We start from the raw sequence: 18,913 nt of genomic DNA on the forward strand, positions 1-18,913 counted from the left end.
TAATTAAGGATCGTACAATGGCTGCTTCAACATTTTTTATTCCTTCCGTGAATGTAATCGGCGCTGATTCATTAAAAGATGCGATGAAAACCATGGCTGAATATGGTTTTCGCCGCACGCTAATTGTCACGGATGCCATGTTGACCAAATTAGGTATGGCTGGTGAGATTCAAAAGGCATTACAGGAACATGGTATTTTCAGCGTAATTTACGATGGTACGCATCCTAACCCCACGACCAGCAACGTTGCTGCTGGCCTGCAAATGCTGAAAGAAAACGACTGTGATAGCGTTATTTCTCTCGGCGGTGGTTCGCCACACGATTGTGCGAAAGGCATCGCGCTGGTGGCCGCTAACGGTGGCTATATCGGTGATTACGAAGGCGTTGACCGCTCTGCAAAACCGCAGTTGCCGATGATTGCCATTAACACCACGGCGGGTACAGCATCTGAAATGACCCGTTTCTGCATCATTACCGATGAAGAACGCCATATTAAAATGGCGATTGTCGACAAGCACGTCACTCCGCTGCTGTCGGTCAATGACTCCTCGCTGATGGTCGGTATGCCGAAATCTCTGACGGCGGCCACCGGTATGGATGCGTTGACCCACGCTATCGAAGCCTACGTTTCTATTGCTGCGACCCCGATTACCGATGCGTGTGCGCTGAAAGCGGTCACCATGATTGCGGAAAACCTGCCAGTTGCCGTTGAAGATGGCAGCAATGCTCAGGCGCGTGAAGCCATGGCTTATGCGCAATTCCTTGCAGGTATGGCATTTAACAACGCCTCTTTGGGTTACGTGCACGCCATGGCGCACCAGTTGGGTGGCTTCTACGATCTGCCACACGGTGTATGTAACGCCGTGCTGCTGCCGCATGTGCAGGTTTTCAACAGCAAAGTTGCTGCCGCTCGTCTGCGTGATTGCGCGACTGCGATGGGCGTTAACGTTGCTGGACTGAGTGCAGAGCAAGGGGCGGAAGCCTGTATCGCGGCGATCCGTGAACTGGCGCAGAAAGTGAATATTCCGGCCGGGTTGCGTGAGCTGAACGTGAAGGAAGAAGATTTTGCTGTTCTGGCGACCAATGCCCTGAAAGATGCCTGTGGTTTCACTAATCCGATTCAGGCGACACATGAAGAAATCATGGCGATTTATCGTGCTGCGATGTAATTCGTGATACCTGTCGTAAAGCAGTAAAAGGCTGGCGAATTATTCGCCAGCCCCGTCTACCCTTGTAGTACCCCTACAGCAAGGAGACGGTCATGACCAATAACCCCCCTTCAACGCGTATTTATCCCGGCGAGTATGGTTACCCTCTGAAGTTAAAAGCCCGATACGATAACTTTATCGGCGGAGACTGGGTCGCGCCGGTGGACGGCGAGTATTACCAAAACCTGACGCCGGTCACCGGGCAATTGCTGTGCGAAGTGGCCTCTTCCGGTAAGAAGGATATCGATCTGGCACTGGATGCCGCGCACAAAATAAAAGATAAATGGGCGCAAACATCCGTACAGGACAGAGCGGCGATTCTGTTCAAAATCGCCGATCGTATGGAACAAAACCTGGAGCTGCTGGCGACGGCAGAAACCTGGGATAACGGTAAGCCCATCCGTGAAACCAGCGCGGCAGACGTGCCGCTGGCGATTGACCATTTCCGCTATTTCGCCTCCTGTATTCGTGCGCAGGAAGGGGGGATCAGCGAGGTTGATAGTGAGACCGTGGCTTATCATTTCCATGAGCCTCTTGGCGTGGTCGGGCAAATTATCCCGTGGAACTTCCCGCTGCTAATGGCCAGTTGGAAGATGGCGCCCGCGCTGGCGGCGGGTAACTGCGTGGTGCTTAAACCTGCGCGCCTGACGCCGCTGTCTGTGCTGCTGCTGATGGAGGTCATCGGCGATCTGCTCCCGCCTGGTGTCGTGAACGTGGTAAACGGCGCGGGTGGGGAAATCGGTGAGTATCTGGCGACGTCTAAACGTATCGCAAAAGTGGCGTTTACCGGCTCAACGGAAGTCGGCCAGCAGATCATGCAGTATGCCACGCAGAACATTATTCCCGTCACGCTGGAGCTGGGTGGGAAATCGCCCAATATCTTCTTCGCGGACGTGATGGATGAAGAAGATGCGTTCTTTGACAAAGCGCTGGAAGGCTTTGCGCTATTTGCCTTTAACCAGGGCGAAGTGTGTACCTGTCCGAGCCGCGCGCTGGTGCAGGAATCCATTTACGAACGCTTTATGGAAAGAGCCATCCGCCGGGTGGAGAGTATCCGTAGCGGCAACCCGTTAGACAGCGTGACGCAAATGGGGGCGCAGGTTTCACATGGTCAACTGGAAACCATCCTGAATTACATCGATATTGGTAAGAAAGAAGGGGCGGATGTCCTGACCGGTGGACGGCGTAAGCAGCTGGATGGTGAGTTAAAGGAGGGTTACTACCTCGAACCGACCATTCTGTTTGGCAAGAACAACATGCGGGTTTTCCAGGAGGAGATCTTCGGCCCGGTACTGGCTGTTACGACCTTTAAAACTATGGACGAAGCGCTGGAAATTGCCAATGACACCCAATATGGACTTGGCGCTGGCGTCTGGAGCCGTAACGGAAATCTCGCGTACAAGATGGGCCGCGGGATTCAGGCGGGGCGTGTCTGGACCAACTGCTACCATGCTTATCCGGCACATGCGGCGTTCGGCGGCTATAAGCAGTCGGGCATTGGGCGCGAGACACACAAAATGATGCTTGAGCACTATCAGCAAACCAAATGCCTGTTGGTGAGCTACTCGGATAAACCGCTGGGGCTGTTTTAATATCCCGTCACTTACTGCCCGGTCGCATTTAGCGTACCGGGCATCAAGTTATGTCCTGCAGCTTAAAGTATGAAAAATATACCCTATGGATTTCGTGTTGCTTCGAGGCGGTAAGAGAGGGAATCCCCAGGAGCTTACTCCGGTAAGTGACTGGGGTGAACGTACGCAGCCAACAAAGAAGCAGTTCGAAAGACGACGGGTATATAGAAAGTCATATATCGTTATATAAATAACCCCATTGCATCCAATCTGGTCATTCCACTACTATTATCAACTCTATTTTTTAAATAAATAGCAGCCAAGTTCTTTAATTTAAATCCCTGAGGCAAATATGTTCCTTGATTATTTTGCATTAGGAGTGCTTATTTTTGTATTCCTGGTCATTTTTTACGGGATTATTATTCTGCATGATATTCCCTATCTTATTGCAAAGAAACGTAACCATCCTCATGCCGACGCTATACATGTTGCGGGCTGGGTTAGCTTGTTTACCTTACATGTTATTTGGCCCTTTTTATGGATCTGGGCAACGCTTTATCGCCCGGAGCGCGGGTGGGGTATGCAGAGCGCGGATTCTTCCCTGATCCAGCTTCAGGCGCGGGTTGCCGATCTGGAAAAGAAACTGGGTGAGGTTAAGACCTCTCCGGCGGAGTAATATCGATGGATTTACTGATTGTTCTGACCTATGTGGCATGCGCATGGTCGATATTTAAAATTTTTAAAATTCCTGTAAATAAATGGACGGTACCCACTGCGGCATTGGGTGGTATTTTCATTGTTTGCGGACTTATATTACTGATGAATTATAACCATCCGTATACCTTTAAGGCGCAAAAAGCGGTAATTTCTATTCCCGTGGTGCCGCAGGTCACGGGTGTTGTAACGGAAGTGACGGATAAGAAGAATACGCTGATCAAAAAAGGCGAAGTTCTGTTTAAACTTAATCCAGGACGTTATCAGGCGCGGGTTGATCGTCTGAAAGCCGACATTGTCACCGCTCAGCATAAAGAGCAGGCACTGGTTGCGCAGCTAGACGAAATGAAAGCTAATACGCAGCGGGCAAAGGCGACGCGTGACAAGCTGGCAAAAGATTACCAGCGCTATGCGCAGGGGAGTCAGGCGAAGGTCAACCCTTTTTCTGAACGCGATATCGATGCGGCTCGTCAAAACTATCTGGCGCAGGAAGCATCGGTGAAATCGTCTATTGCGGAGCAACAGCAAATCCAGAGCCAGTTAGACAGCCTGGTACTGGGTGAAAATTCGCAAATTGCCAGCCTGAAGGCACAACTCGCCGAAGCGGAGTTTAACCTTGACCAGACCGTGGTTCGTGCGCCCAGCGATGGTTACGTTACGCAGGTGCTGATGCGCCCCGGAACCTATGCCGCCGCGCTGCCTATGCGTCCGGTGATGGTGTTTATCCCGGAACAGAAACGGCAAATTATCGCCCAGTTCCGTCAAAACTCGCTGCTGCGACTGGAGCCAGGCGATGAAGCAGAAGTGGTGTTTAACGCCCTGCCGGGGAAGGTATTTAGCGGCAAACTGGCTGCTATCAGCCCGGCTGTACCGGGTGGTACATACCAGTCGAACGGGGCGTTGCAATCATTAAACTCTACGCCCGGTTCAGAAGGGGTGATCGCCACGATTGAACTGAACGACAATGCGGACGTGAGCGCGTTACCTGATGGGATTTACGCCCAGGTCGCCGTTTACTCTGACCACTTCGAACATGTGTCAATCATGCGCAAAGTCTTGTTGCGGATGACCAGTTGGGTGCATTACCTGTATCTCGACCACTAGGTGCAGGCTATTTTGCTTACTCAGACAGCTGTAGCGTCTGAGTAAGCTGCTGACGTATCTCCGCTAACATTGCGTCGAGAATAAACTGTACACGCCAGGGCTGATATTCACGCTTGCGGAAAATCGCCACCAAATCCAGCCACCATTCGTGCTGTTCGGAGAAACAGGGAACCAACAATCCGGACTGAACATCTTTTTGTATACTCGCATAAGGCGCAAAAACAATGCCCAGATGATTACGCGCCAGCGCCAGCGCGGATTGCGTATTGTCACAGACGTAGTTTCCGGTCACCCGATAATCATGCATTTCCTTGCCGCCCGCGGAGCTGAAGCGCCAGATATTGGCCTCATCAATCATCATGGAATCGATTAAAATACAGGAATGATTTTCCAGCTCATCAGGGCTGTTAATGGGATGCTGTTTGATATATTCAGGGCTGGCAAACGCCATCACTGCATATTTGGTAATAAAGCTGGCGACCAGTGATTCATCTTTAGGATGCGCATAGGTAATTAAAACGTCACAATCATCCGGGAAGTCTACACCTTCATAAAATGCTTTCCGTTCAAGATTGCAGGTTTTCAGCGAGAGAGTAATACCACCGATATCCTGAATTTTTGCAATAACATGTTGCGATAAGTAAGCAATAATTCCGGTTGGTGCATATACCGTTACCTTGCCACGTTTTTCATGCTTATAATCAGCGATGAAACTATTTAGCTGATCGTTTCTGTCCAGCATGTCATTGATGTAAGGTAGCAGCGCTACACCAAAGGGCGTCAGGGTCAACTGTCGGGTGGTGCGATCAAAGACCTTTAACCCAACTTTTGATTCAAAATCAGCAAGGTACTTGCTGACATTAGCCTGTGCGATGCCGAGAACCGTAGCGGCATGACTGATGTTTTCACTGGCAGCAATTACCGAAATAATCTTCAGTTCCCGGTGTTTGAGTTGTAATTTGTTCATCGCCAAACCCAATATATATATGTTTGTATATATTACTATATAAATATGGAAGTTGCATCGATGAAATTGTAAGCATTATTATGCACCCGCTTTGTGGCTTATTTTAAAATGGAATGTTGGCATGTTAATTAAACGCAATATTGTGGCGCTGTTCGCCTTTTCTTTTATGGCGAGTGCAACTGCCGCAGAGTTTTCTATTGGCGGTGGCGCTGTATATAATGAATCTCCTTATCGTGGATATAATGATAATGTTCATGCAGTACCGCTTATCAGTTATGAAAGTGAATCATTTTATTTTAGGCAAACAACGTTAGGCTATATTCTTTCAAAAAGTGAAAGTAATGAATTTAGCATTACTGCTTCTTACATGCCGCTTGAGTTTGATCCCGGTGATAACGACGATCATGCGATGAAGCAGCTGGACAAGCGTGATGCAACCGCGATGGCGGGTGCCGCATGGTATCACCATGAAAAATGGGGCAGTGTGAAGGTCTCTGCCGCAGCGGATGTGCTGGATAACAGCAATGGCTGGGTGGCGGAAATGTCTATGTTCCGCCAAATGCCAATGGGCAAGCTGACGCTGACGCCGGCGATTGGCGTGCTCTACTATGACGAAAACTTCAACGAATATTACTACGGCATCTCTGGCAATGAATCCCGCCGTAGTGGGTTATCAAGCTACTCCCCAGGGGACAGCTGGACACCGTATGTTGGCCTGTCCGCTAAATACGCGTTGACCAGCAACCTGACGCTGCTGGCCAGCGCCAACTATAGCGTGCTGCCGGATGACATTAAAAATAGCCCGATGGTTGATCGCGATGACAGCTTTACCTTGATGTCCGGTCTGACCTGGCGTTTCTGATTCTCACCCGTTTGTCCTCAGGGAGGAGGGCAATCTTTTCATGATGCTTTGACGGATGGGGCTAACTGCCGCCATCCGTCGTCATCGTTACTGCTCGTTTATCCAGATTCGCATTTCGCCTTCACCACGGTTTGCCCAGCTAAACCACGGAATGAACGTCAGCGTATGCGCCTGACGCGAAGCTGGTGAAATATCGTAGTGCCACAACGCTTGTTGTGCCGCATTGTGGGTACTTTGCTTCACGCCTTCCGCCTGAATTAACATCTTATGGCTGAACAGTCCCTTACCCTCAAAGACCCTGAACTCACTCTCTTTTGGCAGCCACAGGTTATGCAACTCTTCGCCGTTGTCGGCCTGCTCCAGGCAATACACCAGCGGCCCACGCTGAATGGCGACCTTACCGGCAACATGGCGCACCAGTGGGTTTCCGTATACGCGACGCACGGGCATCGGCAGGGTCAGGCTTAGCGTATCCCCCTCCCGCCAGGTTCGGCTGATGTGCAAATAGCCTTTACGTACATCTTGTGCAACCGGTTGACCATTCAGCAAAATCTGCGGCGCGGTACACCAGTCCGGCAGGCGTAACGCCAGGGTATGATCGACCGGCAGCGGTGATTCAATGGCGATTGTTACCTGCTCATGCCACGGGTAATTTCCGTTAATGCGCAGTTTAAGCACGCCGTCTGCCACAGGAACTTCCATGCTATTGCCCACATACATGTTGATATACAGTGCGTCCTGACGTGGCGTATAGATGTAATGGCCAATAGAAGTGAGTACGCGGGCGATATTGGGCGGGCAGCAGGCGCAGCCAAACCAGCGCTGGCGAACGGGCTTCACATGGTCGTAAATATGATTGAATTTTAAAGATTTAGGATGCACCTCCAGCGGGTTAACGTAGAAGAAGTGCTTCCCGTCCAGCGCCATGCCGCCAAGTACGGTGTTATACAGGGCGCGCTCCATCACGTCGGCATACTGGCTGTCGGCTTCCATTTCCAGCATCCGGCGGGCGAACATCATCAGCCCGATTGAGGCGCAGCTTTCGGCATAGACGGAATCGTTGGGTAGATCGTAATCGCTGCTAAACGCTTCGCCGCTGCTTTGCGAACCGATCCCGCCGGTAATATACAACTGACGCTGGGCCATATTGTTCCACAGACGCAAACAATCCTGACGCTTGCTTTCGTCCTGACTTAGGCGTGCCAGATGCGCCACGCCGGTCATCAGATAAACAAAACGTACGGCATGACCGATAGCCTCTTGCTGCTCTGAAACAGGCTGGTGTGCCTGGCTATAGGGCTTATCCTTCACCATCCACGCCGGACCGTAGGTGTGCCAGTAAGACGTTTGGCCGCGTTTTTCGTACTCTTCGTCATAAAAATGAGGTTGCGCACCGCGTTGCTCAACAAAGTAATTTACCAGCGCCATATAGCGTGGTTGCTGAGTGACTTCGTACAAACGCATTAATGCCAGCTCGATTTCCGGGTGTCCGGGGTAGCCGCGCAGTTGATTCTTTCCCAGCCCAAAAACGCTGTCGATATGATCTGCCAGGCGGCACACCACCTCTAACAGACGACGTTTTCCCGTCGCCTGGTAGAAAGCAACGCCCGCTTCAATCAAATGACCCGCACAGTACAACTCATGGCACTCAGCGAGATTAGTCCAGCGTTCATCTGGGGCTTTGACCGTAAAATACGTATTGAGGTAGCCATCATCACACTGGGCGGCGGCGACCAGTTCAATAACTTCATCGGCAGTTTTCTCAAGCTCCGCATCGGGCTTCTGGCACAGCGACCAGGCGACGGCTTCCAGCCATTTCGCCACGTCGCTGTCCTGAAAAACCATCCCGTAAAACTCGCCTTGCTGAAGGCCTGCGGCGATGCGGAAATTCTCGATCGCATGGCTTGGCTCCGCTTCTGTAATGCGGTCATTGAGCGCATCCCACTGGTAGGGGATCACCACGTCACGCACCAACTGCTGATATTGTCCGAGGAACGGATCGCTGACCGTGAGCTTATGCAGGTCGACTTCCAGTACATTCATTTCGTGCTCCTTAAGGCTGTACATGACGTTGACGCAGATCGGTAGCAATGCGCGACATCATCGGGTTATTGAGTTTGCAGATGCGGACAGACAGCGCCAGCAGCAGGTGGAACAGTGCGGGCAGCAGCGTCTCCATGGCAGTAATCCCTTGCAGCGAACTGGCGGTTTGATTACCGGCGCCGGGCTGATAGGCGACAAAAATAAACAACAGGCTGATGATCCCCGCACTGGAGGCCCAGGCCAGTTTGATGAAGAACAGGTTGAAGGCGAAATTCATGCCGGAAGAGCGCACGCCGGTTTTCCACTCGCCGTAATCATCGGCGAAGGCCATCAGCGAGAAGTGCAGCGGTAGCGTGAAGCCCAGGATAATGCCGTTACCGAGGATAATCGCCAGCCACAATGTCTGATAAGCCGGGCCGGTTGGCAGGAACCACATCAGCACCGCCAGCGCGGCCAACATCAGGTTGGTGTAGTAATAGAGTTTGACGGTATCAATGCGTCGGGTCAGCGGGCTGACGAGCACTGAACCGATGATAGAGGCAAAGGTTACCATGGTGAAAAACAGCGACGTGTAAGCGGTGCTGCCTTCCAGCACATAGGTAATGAAATACATGTACCCGCCGCCGCGAATATTAAAGACGTTGATCAGCAGGAACGACATCACCAGCATCAGCAGCAACTGGTCATTTTTGCGCAGACCGCTAATATGTTCGCGCAGGGTAAATTTCCCCATCATCGCCAGCGGAACGCGCTCACGCACCCAGAAGAAGCAGCACAGGAACATGACCACTGCAACGGCGCAGAGCACGCCGACACCGAACTGGTAACCCTGCGCGGCATTGCCCTGGCCCAGCACATCCACCATCCACGGCAGGCCGACGGAGACAAGGAATCCCGCCACGCCGCACAACACAAAGCGCCAGGACTGGCAGGCGATCACCTCATTGTGGCGGGTGGTCATGGTGTTAATCAGCGCACAGTATGGTACGTTGATGGCGGTATAGCCGACGGAGAGCAACAGATAGGTGCAGAATGCCCAGGCGATTTTTACGCCCATGCTGGCGTCTGGGACGGTAAAGGTCAGCACGCCGATAATGCCAATCGGAACCGCGACCCACAGCTGCCAGGGGCGAAAGCGTCCCCAGCGGCTTTGCGTCCGATCGGCGAGAACGCCCATAATGGGGTCGGAAATCGCATCAAACACGCGCAGGGCAATAAACAATGTGCCGACCAGCGCGGGTGTTAACCCGAAGACATCCGTGTAGAAGAACGTCAGGAAGTTCATGATCAGGCAGGTAATGACCGTCCCACCTGCATCACCTAACCCATAACCTATTTTTTCACGCAGGGATAATTTGTCGTCTTGTGCACGCTGTGCCAAATCAGATGTCGTAATCGGAGCCGAAGTCATAAATAACTCCCGGAAGTGATGTTCGGAAAGTGTCCCGCTACGCTGCGGGTTATTTGGATGTAATTTGCAAAATACCTGATTAATTTTGCACGATATGTTTGAGTCAACAAGGGAAGAGAAAAGTATAAAAAGGTGACAATTCCGACTTCATTGGGAAAATGTGATTTCGATCCGGCGAAAAGCAATTTTATCGTGAATAATCAAAGGTAAATGTCGGTTTAATTAATGCAAAAAGCGGGAATTTGAATATATATGCTCGAATTGTCCATGTCTCTTCCGATTAAAGTGCAAAACGGCGGGTTATTTATTTCTCGTGGCGTCGGCAGTCATCCTGCACGGCAATTGCAATCCTGGGAAATAATCTTTGTCGAAAAAGGGACATTAACGATTCGCGAAGGCCATACTGTTTTTTGCGTGAATGCCGGAGAAAGTTTGCTGCTGTGGCCGCATCGCTTACATATTGGCGTCGGGCAATTTCCACCCGATTTAAAATTTTACTGGCTGCACTTTGAGTTAACGACAGGAAACGATGCTTCATCAACAGAACCGTTACTTGCGATTCCTCAGCATACCAGGGTGAGCGAGCCGCAATATATTATTTCGCTGTTTCGCCAGTTTTTACGCGAGCAGGAGAACATTCATCGCAGCATGGCGCTGGAACTGATCCTGTTGTTGATTTTGCAGCAAATATCCGCGGCCGCCGGTGAGCAACCTGTTGATAGCCCTGGGAATGCGCTGGCATGGAAAGCGCAACAAATGATCCACACCCAGTTCCACCTGCCGATTGGTGCTTCAACGCTGGCGAGAGAACTGCATTGCAATGCCGACTATCTGGGACGTGTTTTCCGCGGCGCTTTTCGGCTGACACTCACCGAAGCGTTGCATCGTCAACGGGTGAGGGCGGCAGAAAAACTGTTAATCAGCGATTCGCTGTCGCTCACTGAAGTGGCGCGGAGATGTGGATTTAACGACGTGGGCTATTTTCGCAAAATCTTCCGCAAGCATACCAGCCTGACTCCAGCGGCCTGGAAACGGCGCTATTGTAAGGAACATATAAACTCATAATCGATCAGTTGTTGTTACGTGTACAATAGAATAAAGGGGTATGGTCGTAGAGAAATAAATATCCATCGGCGTTCTGTTGTATGACTTGCAGGGCAAGTCCTCGATTGTGTTTCCTGAAGAAATCAGGTTTCCAGCTAAGGATAGGAATATCCCTTTTAGGTAGTTCGTTTGTTGATTTTGAGAACAGGTAAAGATTTTGCCCTTTACGCCAATAATCAAAAGTCACTTTATTACTGGTTTTTATTTCATGACCCTGTCGATCTCTGTAAATACCGGTTGCTTCATATTTACCCGAATCACCAGAAAAAGTGAAGTTCATGAGTACTTCATAAGATGAGATTTGGTCCTGCAATGTTAATTGGGCTTCACAGGAAAAATATTTATGCGCGGTAGACGTGCGCCAGCGGATGATAAATGTGGCCGCCAGTCCTGCTAAAAATATAATCCATAAGAATAAAGAAATTTTCTTAGTCATCATATTTCTCCATGAAAAATAATGATTTGCACTTTGCGAGAGAGGAGTTTATTTTATCGCGGCATATCAGAATAGACGTTCCGGATTGTGAGTTATTAAGTGTCATATATACAGTCTTTGCTGGTGGGCAGGTTAAGTTTTGTTTGGCGTAGAACTGGTTAAAGACTTGAGTACTTTTCTCCTTGCCTGACCATGACGAGTAGACCTGGCAGCCATGTAATTTACCAATATCTATGTAATGAGCATAAAAAGAGTTTTCATGCTGATGTGAGTAGAGAATGAAAAATAGTAAAAATATGCCACCAAGAAGTGGTATGAATATAGTTCGCTGAAGAAAATTACTCTTGAATACATTTTTTTTTGCAGCGGTTGCCGGGGGGGAGAGTTCTACCGGAACGGCAACCTGCCGGGCAGTGCGAGCGGTCATGAACTCATCGAAAGGAATTGTCACTACATGAGCTTCAGCTTTGAAGCCTATTTTTGGCAGAGTGAATATGATTTCCTCATCCAGACCCACTCCTCTGAGAGCTTTCCTGATCAACGCAATACTCTGATATATCGCATTGGTGGAGACAATCGCCCCATTTTTTTCCCATACTTCACTGAACAGATACTTCTGGGTAACGGGCTGATGGTTATGCTGTAGCAGCAGTAAAAGGCAGGCAGACACTGGCGCGTGCAGCGAGATGTTTCTTTCTGGGTAATCCTTTAGAGAAGTTAGACGATTTTTATCAGGTTCAAAAACAATTAATTTATTGATAATGATGACATTTTTCACTTTCATGCCCAACATGTAACAAAGAGAGTCCGTTCTGAATCAGAATAAATCATCAAACATCATTACCCAGTTTCAGTGGAATGGCTTAAGGTCAATCTCAACGAAGTGATTATCACGCAACAGAATGCTTCAGTGAAACTCAAACAGAATTATTATCCGTGATTTGAGATAAATAATTGGTTTTGCATTGTCATTATGAGTGCGTACGATTTGTTAGAGATTTATTCTGTAAATTTGCTGCTTGAAAAAGTATCATTTTATTAACCGGTATATTATTTTACATTTTATTCTGATTTTGGCTGGAATGTTGCTAGAGGAAGGGTGCACAGAATGTATATTGAAATTAATTTTCATCACTTTACACTTGCAGTGTGAAAGTAAAGGAGGAATGAGAATGTCTGGATATCATCGGCTGATGTTAAAGTGAGTCGCTGAACTATGAAATATCAATTACAGGGATTTATGATTGGTAGAGAAATTTTTTTCGATGTTAAAGAAGCCAGAATATTTAGACTTCCGGTACATAAGATGGATAGCATCATTTTATTTGGTGGTATATTTCTGAATAGTACGATGTTTCGTCTGTTGATCTATCTTTTGATAAACGCCGAGAATCGATATGTATCGCGAGATGAATTACTTAGCAATATCTGGGAAAAATATGACTTAAGTGCCTCAACACAACGGTTATGCAAAGTAGTAAGTAATTTGAATAAAAAATTGAGCCTTTTAGGGTTGCCTGCAGATACCATTGTTAATGTTAAAGGCAGTGGCTACATTATAAGACTGAATAATATAAAACCGCTATATGGTTTAGTTGATTTTTAATATAAGTCCGACACCTGTGGAAAGTTTTTTTCGTGAGCGTGATGTCGCCTCCGAAATATTATCCTGGGCAGTAATGCCCAGGGTCTTTTTACAGGGTAAACATTTCTTACTCCGGTTTCTGTATCAAGTGGAAAATATTAATCACTTCTCTGGGCATTTCTACTGGATGGCATAAATATGAAAATAAAGTACTTTTTTCTAAATTTAAAATTAAATAAAAAGATGCTATTAGGTTTTTCTGCGATGTTTATCATCATGATTTCTATTATGGCTTCAGGATTGTTTGGCTTAAGGCAAATCCAGGAACGTGTTGATAAAAATGCAGTTAGTATCAAACTCCTCGAAAGTTTGGCAGCAGCAAAACTTAGCCGAATTAGCTATGAGTTATCTGGAGATGCCGCTTATGTTAAACAAAATAAGGTTGCTATGGCGCAATTGTCACAGCATCTTGAAAATTTGTTTGCTTTCACATGGTCTGAAAGTGGTCTGGATATTCTTAATCGAAGCAAACGCGCACTGAAAAATTGTTTCGAAGATTGGGAAGTGTTTGACTCATTAATGACGAAAAAGGTAGCAATGCAACAACGGCTTGATAGTCAGGATTTTTACACTAAATCAACGAGCTTAAACCGCTGGAGCTATGATATAGCTTTGCAGCCAGAACTCGGGATGATGATATCTCAATTTAGTTTTGCGATGAGTGATTTGGATACATTGCTCAGTGAATATTTGAAGTCACCGACAGAAAATAAATTGCATACGCTACAAACCCGTATTGATGAAAGTCTGGCTCTTGGCGAGCGATTCAAATCATTATTATCAAGCGAGAGGCAATCCTATCTTGACAAAATTATTAAGGAAATAAAAGGTTACGCCAGTGATATTGTGCCTTATCGCCAATTAAATAATGAGGTGCTTGAAGTATCCAGTAAGCTGGCAAAAAATGCGGCTGAATTAGCGCACGGAATTCATGATATTAATGCGCTTATGCAACAAAGGGTGGTGGAAGTTTCTACTACGGTTGAATGGCAAATGGAGATTGTGGCTTTAGTGGGAATTGGTATCGGGATTTTATTGGCATGGCTGATTACGCGCTCGATAACGTTGCCAATTCAGGATACTTTACGTTTGGCAGAACAGATTGCCAAAGGGGATCTGACTCACGATCTGAAGACTGAACGACGCGATGAACTGGGTTCATTAATGCAGTCGATATATACAATGAATAACAATCTGAAAACGATTATTCATGACGTGAGAGAAGGTGTAGATAGTGTCGCACGCTCTTCATCAGAGATAGCATCGGGAAATATTGATTTATCTTCTCGTACAGAAGAACAAGCGGCTGCTGTGGTTGAAACTGCGGCGAGTATGGAAGAATTAACTTCAACTATTGCACTTAATGCAGCAAATGCCAACGATGCGCTAAAGCTGTCTGAACTTGCAGCGAAAAAAGCCAATGAAGGATGCCAAATTTCTCAGGTTGTTATTGAATCAATGAAAAACGTCCGAACTAGCTCACACCGTATTTCGGAAATTACCTCTGTAATTAATGGGATCGCTTTTCAGACGAATATTCTGGCGTTGAATGCTGCCGTTGAAGCAGCACGCGCTGGGGAGCAGGGGAAAGGGTTTGCAGTTGTTGCAGGAGAGGTTCGTAATCTTGCCCAGCGCAGCGCGCAATCAGCTAAAGAGATTGAGGAATTGATCACTGATTCGGTTAAACAGGTTGATTCCGGTTTTGCATTGGTTGAACGTTCGGGGATTGCGATTGCGGATATTGAGCAATCAGTCATTCGGATGCGCGATATTATGGCGGATATTGCACTGGCAACCAGTGAGCAAAGTCGGGGTGTTACTCAAATTGCTCAGGCAATGACGGAAATGGATACGACTACACAACAAAATGCGGCGTTGGTTGAGGAGTCCTCTGCAGCAGCGAGTTCGTTAGAGGAACAGGCGCTTAAGCTTGAAGAGGCTATTTCTGTTTTCCACGTATTACATGAATATAATAACATCCCACAGACTCTAATGGGCATTCGAAAAATGAGTGTAGAAGCTGTGAAGCAGGAAAGTAATCACAATAATTGGGTTAAATTCTAAATAATTAGCCGCTGCTAACTGGCAGCGGCTATCACTTATGCTACTGCCCGTAATAGGCATTCGCGCCATGTTTACGTAGATAGTGTTTATCCAGTAACTCAGGCTGCATATCCGGTAACTGCGGGGCCAACTGGCGTGAGAACAGCCCCATATAGGCGCACTCCTCAAGTACCACTGCGTTATGCACAGCATCCGCGGCGTTTTTACCCCAGGCGAACGGGCCGTGTGAATGCACCAGTACCGCCGGAACCTGCATCGGGTTCAGGTCCCGTTGCTCAAACGTTTTAATGATCACTTCGCCGGTCTGGTATTCATATTCACCGTTGATCTCTTCCATGGTCATCAGTCGGGTACATGGGATCGTGCCGTAAAAGTAGTCGGCATGCGTGGTGCCCCATGCCGGGAGATCAAGACCCGCTTGCGACCAGATTGTCGCGTGGCGTGAGTGCGTGTGCACAATGCCGCCGATCTCAGGGTAACGGCGATACAGCGCCAGATGAGTTGGCGTGTCGGAAGAGGGTTTTTTACTGCCTTCAACCACGTTGCCGCTGGCGATATCCACCACCACCATATCATCGGCGGTCATCACGTCATATTCCACGCCGGATGGCTTGATCACCATCAGCTTGCGTGTTTCATCTACTGCGCTGACATTACCCCAGGTAAAGGTGACTAAACCATGTGCCGGCAGCGCCAGATTCGCCGCCAGTACCTCGGCTTTCAGTTGTTCTAACATGGGAAACCTCCTTCCTGCATACGGTCTTCTATCCAGCGTCGGGCCTGGATAATTTCCAGCACCGGTTCTTTTGCTTTTTCCGTCCACATTTCAATCAGAAACGATCCGCGATAGTTCAATTGATGCAGCGTTTTGAAGATGCCCACAAAGTCCACACATCCTTCGCCAAAGGGGACATCGCGAAACTGGCCCGGATGGGTTTCGGTTACCGGCAGCGTGTCTTTCAGATGGATCGCGGCGATACGGTCGATGCCCAACGTCAATTCAGCCGTAACGTCATTACCCCATGCGCTGAGGTTGCCCACGTCCGGGTAGACGGTGAACCACGGCGATGAGAGCATTTCATCCCACTTTTTCCACTTGCTGATCGAGTTCATAAATGCGGTATCCATGATTTCTACCGCCAGCATCACCTGCGCGGCGGCGGCTTGCTCAACTGCCCATGCCAGCCCCTCGGCAAAGCGCTGCTGTGTACCTTCGTCATGTTCTTCGTAATAGACGTCGTAACCGGCCAGTTGAATTGTGCGAATACCTAAATCCCGGGCCAGGCGGATGGCTTTGGTCATGATGTCGCGTGCCCGGGCGCGGACGGCTTCATCGCGACTGCCAAAGGGAAAACGGCGGTGGGCCGACAGACACATAGAAGGAATGGCCACGCCGGTTTCCAGCATCGCGCTCACCAGCGATGCGCGCTGGGCAGGAGTCCAGTCAAGGCGCGACAGACGTTCATCGGTTTCATCTACCGACATTTCAACGAAATCAAAACCGCAGCTTTTCGCCAGCACTAACCGCTCCGGCCAGGTGAGGTCTTTGGCCAGCGCTTTTTCATAGATACCTAACGGATGGTTACGCATATTTTGCTCCCCAGATGGCGTCGATTTGCGCATGGAATTCGGCGGCCACCTGCGCCGGGTTTTGTGCTCCCGCCAGCGCGCGTCCGGCGATAAAGGCTTTGACGTTGATGTCGCGAAACAGCGGCAGGTCGGCGGGCGTAATTCCACCGGTAATCGACAGCTCCAGACCGATATCAGAAAGCGCCTTCATCCGCGCCAGATCCGCTTCCCCCCACAGTTGACCGCTGGCCTGCGCATCGCGTCCACGATGGTAAATCGCCTGGCGAACGCCGACGCGATACCAGTCGCGGGCATCATCCAGGGTCCAGTTGCCGAACAGTTCCATCTGAATTTCGCCGCCGCAGGACTGCGCGACGCCATGGCCTTTTTCCACCGTAGCGAGCGGTGCGGCGCAGATGATGGTCATCCAGTTGGCGCCTGCGTCAAACGCCTGCTGTGCGAGAGTTTCGCCCGCATCGGCCACCTTCCAGTCGGCGACGATGATTTTATTCGGGCACTGTGCTCGCAGCGCTTTCACGGCGGAAAGGCCTTCGGTTAAGCAGAGAATAGTGCCTGCCTCAACGATATCGACACTTTCCTGTAGCAGCGCGACATCGCGTTGGGCCGCTTGCAGATTCGTGTGGTCAAGCGCCAGTTGCAGTAATGGTCGACTCATTATTCGTGCTCCTTAATACGGGCGTGATAGCCCTGCAGTGCGGTAATTAAATTCTGGTATTGGCGGTATTTGCGCTGATAGTTCGCATGCGCCGCGGCGTCCGGCAACAGGGTACGTACCGGGTGCTGTAAGCTGCGCTGGGCATCGCTGAAATTGTGATAAACACCGGTGCCTACGCGGGCGGCGAGCGCTGCGCCAAAGCAGCCTGTCTCTTCAACCTGAGGCAGTTCGATACGTAAACCGCTGACGTCCGCCAGCATTTGCATCCAGACGTTGGAATGCGCCGGACCACCGGTAACGCGCAGGGTATGCGCCTTGGTAAAGCGCTCACGCATACGGTTGAGGTGGGTCATATGGCTGAAAACCACGCCTTCGTAGATGGCCTGTAACAAGTAGGCACGGGTGTGTATAGCCTGCATGCCATAAAAACCGCTGGTCATCTCCATCCCGGCGTTACTGCCATACAAAAAAGGCAGGAATAAAAGATCGCTACTGGCTTTTGGCAAGCTGGCAACGGCCTGGTTGATCTCATCGAAAGAGAGTTCGCCCCACTGGGCGGTAAACCACTCCAGATTGCCGGAAGAGGTCGGGCTGGCTTCGTGAACGATGTACTGCCCATCATTGACATAGCGGCCATAGACGTAAGGATGCGCTTCGTGGTTGCGCAGGCCGTGAGCGATCCCGCTGGTGACGGCCCAGGTTCCCATCACCGCGTTGAGGGTGTGTTCATCTTCGATCCCGGCGCAGAGTGCGGTGGAAACCACATCAAACAGACCGCCGACGACGGGAGTACCCGCCGCCAGACCGGTTATGGCGGCTGTTTGAGCGGTGATTTCCCCGCATATTTCTGCTGAACCGACAATAGGCGGTAGCGCATTGTCGACTTCACTGATGCCCAGCCACTGGGTCAGACGCGGGTCGTACTGGCCTGTCGTCATGTTGTAGAGGTTGGACTCAGAGATGTTGCTCTCTTCGCAGCCTTTCACGCCGGTTAAGCACCAGCGCAGGTAGTCATGGCCCATCATGACGCTGCCGATTTGCGCGTAGCGTTGCGGTTCATTTTCTTTCACCCAGCGCAGGAGGGATGCGGGATGTCCGGTCCATAATGTCTGGCGGGTGATCGGGTAGAGCTGCTCGGGGATCCCATCCTGCTGCCAGCGCTGAACGATGCCCATCGCACGTCGGTCGGAAGAGAGAATGGCATTGCCCAGCGGCTTATCCTGTTTATCGAGAAGGAACAGTCCCTTGCCCTGAGCGGAAATACCGATGCCTTTGATTTGTTCACCGGATACGCCAGTGCGCTTCAACAGCCCGGCAATGGTGGCAACACACTGTTGCCACAATTGGTGCATATCGCGTTCGGCGTAACCCGGTAATGGCGATACAGTCTGCAACGATTGCCGGTTAATTCCATGCTCATGACCTTTGGCATCATACAAACCGGCTTTCAGATAGGTACCGCCACAATCGATCCCCAGCCAAAAGGTCTCTCTATCACTCATCTTAGTTATCTCATTTTTGCCGGATGGCGCTGCGCGT

The 18,913-nt window shown here is 49.6% G+C and carries 17 protein-coding genes; 8 read left to right on the forward strand and 9 right to left on the reverse strand.

Annotation, left to right across the window (positions count from 1 at the left end):
• Positions 1–17: 17 nt before the first annotated feature.
• The 4 genes from yiaY (at position 18) to FDW92_RS21055 (ending at position 4,597) form a co-directional block, all read left to right on the forward strand.
• A complete protein-coding gene (gene yiaY, locus FDW92_RS21040) occupies positions 18–1,169 on the forward strand; it encodes an L-threonine dehydrogenase (protein ID WP_042311623.1) in 1,152 nt (383 codons plus the stop codon).
• Positions 1,170–1,261: 92 nt separating this feature from the next.
• Positions 1,262–2,800, forward strand: coding sequence for an aldehyde dehydrogenase AldB (gene aldB, locus FDW92_RS21045; RefSeq protein ID WP_038635264.1), 1,539 nt, complete (start codon positions 1,262–1,264; stop codon positions 2,798–2,800).
• Between the two features lie 331 nt (positions 2,801–3,131).
• Positions 3,132–3,455 carry a DUF3302 domain-containing protein gene (locus tag FDW92_RS21050; protein WP_042311625.1) on the forward strand — a complete coding sequence of 108 codons (324 nt, stop codon included), beginning with the start codon at positions 3,132–3,134 and terminating at the stop codon, positions 3,453–3,455.
• Positions 3,456–3,460: 5 nt separating this feature from the next.
• A complete protein-coding gene (locus tag FDW92_RS21055) occupies positions 3,461–4,597 on the forward strand; it encodes an HlyD family secretion protein (RefSeq protein WP_042311628.1) in 1,137 nt (378 codons plus the stop codon).
• Between the two features lie 16 nt (positions 4,598–4,613).
• Here FDW92_RS21055 and FDW92_RS21060 read toward each other — a convergent pair whose 3' ends face one another.
• Entirely contained in the window at positions 4,614–5,564 is a 951-nt protein-coding gene (locus tag FDW92_RS21060) for a LysR family transcriptional regulator (protein WP_042311631.1), read from the reverse strand.
• 121 nt (positions 5,565–5,685) lie between these two features.
• Here FDW92_RS21060 and FDW92_RS21065 point away from each other — a divergent pair, with 121 nt between their 5' ends.
• Positions 5,686–6,426 (forward strand): MipA/OmpV family protein, encoded by a 741-nt coding sequence (locus tag FDW92_RS21065; protein ID WP_038635252.1) that lies wholly within the window; start codon positions 5,686–5,688, stop codon positions 6,424–6,426.
• A gap of 87 nt (positions 6,427–6,513) precedes the next feature.
• Here the strand turns inward: FDW92_RS21065 and FDW92_RS21070 are convergent, their stop codons facing one another.
• Both FDW92_RS21070 and FDW92_RS21075 read right to left on the reverse strand, forming a co-directional pair.
• A complete protein-coding gene (locus tag FDW92_RS21070; protein ID WP_042311633.1) occupies positions 6,514–8,469 on the reverse strand; it encodes a glycoside hydrolase family 127 protein in 1,956 nt (651 codons plus the stop codon).
• Positions 8,470–8,479: 10 nt separating this feature from the next.
• Positions 8,480–9,880, reverse strand: coding sequence for an MFS transporter (locus FDW92_RS21075; protein ID WP_042311634.1), 1,401 nt, complete (start codon positions 9,878–9,880; stop codon positions 8,480–8,482).
• Positions 9,881–10,132: 252 nt separating this feature from the next.
• Between FDW92_RS21075 and FDW92_RS21080 the strand changes: the two genes are divergently transcribed.
• Complete coding sequence (locus FDW92_RS21080) at positions 10,133–10,945, forward strand: AraC family transcriptional regulator (RefSeq protein ID WP_042311635.1); 813 nt, start codon at positions 10,133–10,135, stop codon at positions 10,943–10,945.
• A gap of 4 nt (positions 10,946–10,949) precedes the next feature.
• Here FDW92_RS21080 and FDW92_RS21085 read toward each other — a convergent pair whose 3' ends face one another.
• Positions 10,950–11,423, reverse strand: coding sequence for a hypothetical protein (locus tag FDW92_RS21085; RefSeq protein ID WP_137349121.1), 474 nt, complete (start codon positions 11,421–11,423; stop codon positions 10,950–10,952).
• Complete coding sequence (locus FDW92_RS21090; protein WP_052511198.1) at positions 11,413–12,213, reverse strand: winged helix-turn-helix domain-containing protein; 801 nt, start codon at positions 12,211–12,213, stop codon at positions 11,413–11,415. The genes FDW92_RS21085 and FDW92_RS21090 overlap by 11 nt, the downstream gene beginning before the upstream one ends.
• Positions 12,214–12,636: 423 nt before the next feature.
• Between FDW92_RS21090 and FDW92_RS21095 the strand changes: the two genes are divergently transcribed.
• Complete coding sequence (locus FDW92_RS21095; protein ID WP_042311638.1) at positions 12,637–13,026, forward strand: helix-turn-helix domain-containing protein; 390 nt, start codon at positions 12,637–12,639, stop codon at positions 13,024–13,026.
• A 177-nt stretch (positions 13,027–13,203) separates the two neighbouring features.
• Positions 13,204–15,129, forward strand: a complete 1,926-nt coding sequence (locus FDW92_RS21100; protein WP_042311641.1) for a methyl-accepting chemotaxis protein — start codon at positions 13,204–13,206, stop codon at positions 15,127–15,129.
• Positions 15,130–15,169: 40 nt separating this feature from the next.
• Here the strand turns inward: FDW92_RS21100 and araD are convergent, their stop codons facing one another.
• The 4 genes from araD to FDW92_RS21120 are packed head-to-tail and all read right to left on the reverse strand — an operon-like array spanning position 15,170 to position 18,876.
• A complete protein-coding gene (gene araD / locus FDW92_RS21105; RefSeq protein WP_042311643.1) occupies positions 15,170–15,865 on the reverse strand; it encodes an L-ribulose-5-phosphate 4-epimerase in 696 nt (231 codons plus the stop codon).
• On the reverse strand, positions 15,859–16,719 hold the full coding sequence (locus FDW92_RS21110) for an L-ribulose-5-phosphate 3-epimerase (protein WP_042311646.1): 861 nt from the start codon (positions 16,717–16,719) through the stop codon (positions 15,859–15,861). Before FDW92_RS21110 ends, araD begins: the two co-directional genes overlap by 7 nt.
• Positions 16,712–17,374: a 3-keto-L-gulonate-6-phosphate decarboxylase UlaD gene (gene ulaD / locus FDW92_RS21115; RefSeq protein WP_042311650.1), complete on the reverse strand. Its 663-nt coding sequence runs from the start codon at positions 17,372–17,374 to the stop codon at positions 16,712–16,714. The genes FDW92_RS21110 and ulaD overlap by 8 nt, the downstream gene beginning before the upstream one ends.
• Complete coding sequence (locus tag FDW92_RS21120; RefSeq protein WP_042311654.1) at positions 17,374–18,876, reverse strand: FGGY-family carbohydrate kinase; 1,503 nt, start codon at positions 18,874–18,876, stop codon at positions 17,374–17,376. The genes ulaD and FDW92_RS21120 overlap by 1 nt, the downstream gene beginning before the upstream one ends.
• Positions 18,877–18,913 lie beyond the last annotated feature (37 nt).

Source organism: Citrobacter sp. wls706 (genome assembly GCF_005281305.1).
GTDB lineage: Bacteria > Pseudomonadota > Gammaproteobacteria > Enterobacterales > Enterobacteriaceae > Citrobacter > Citrobacter werkmanii.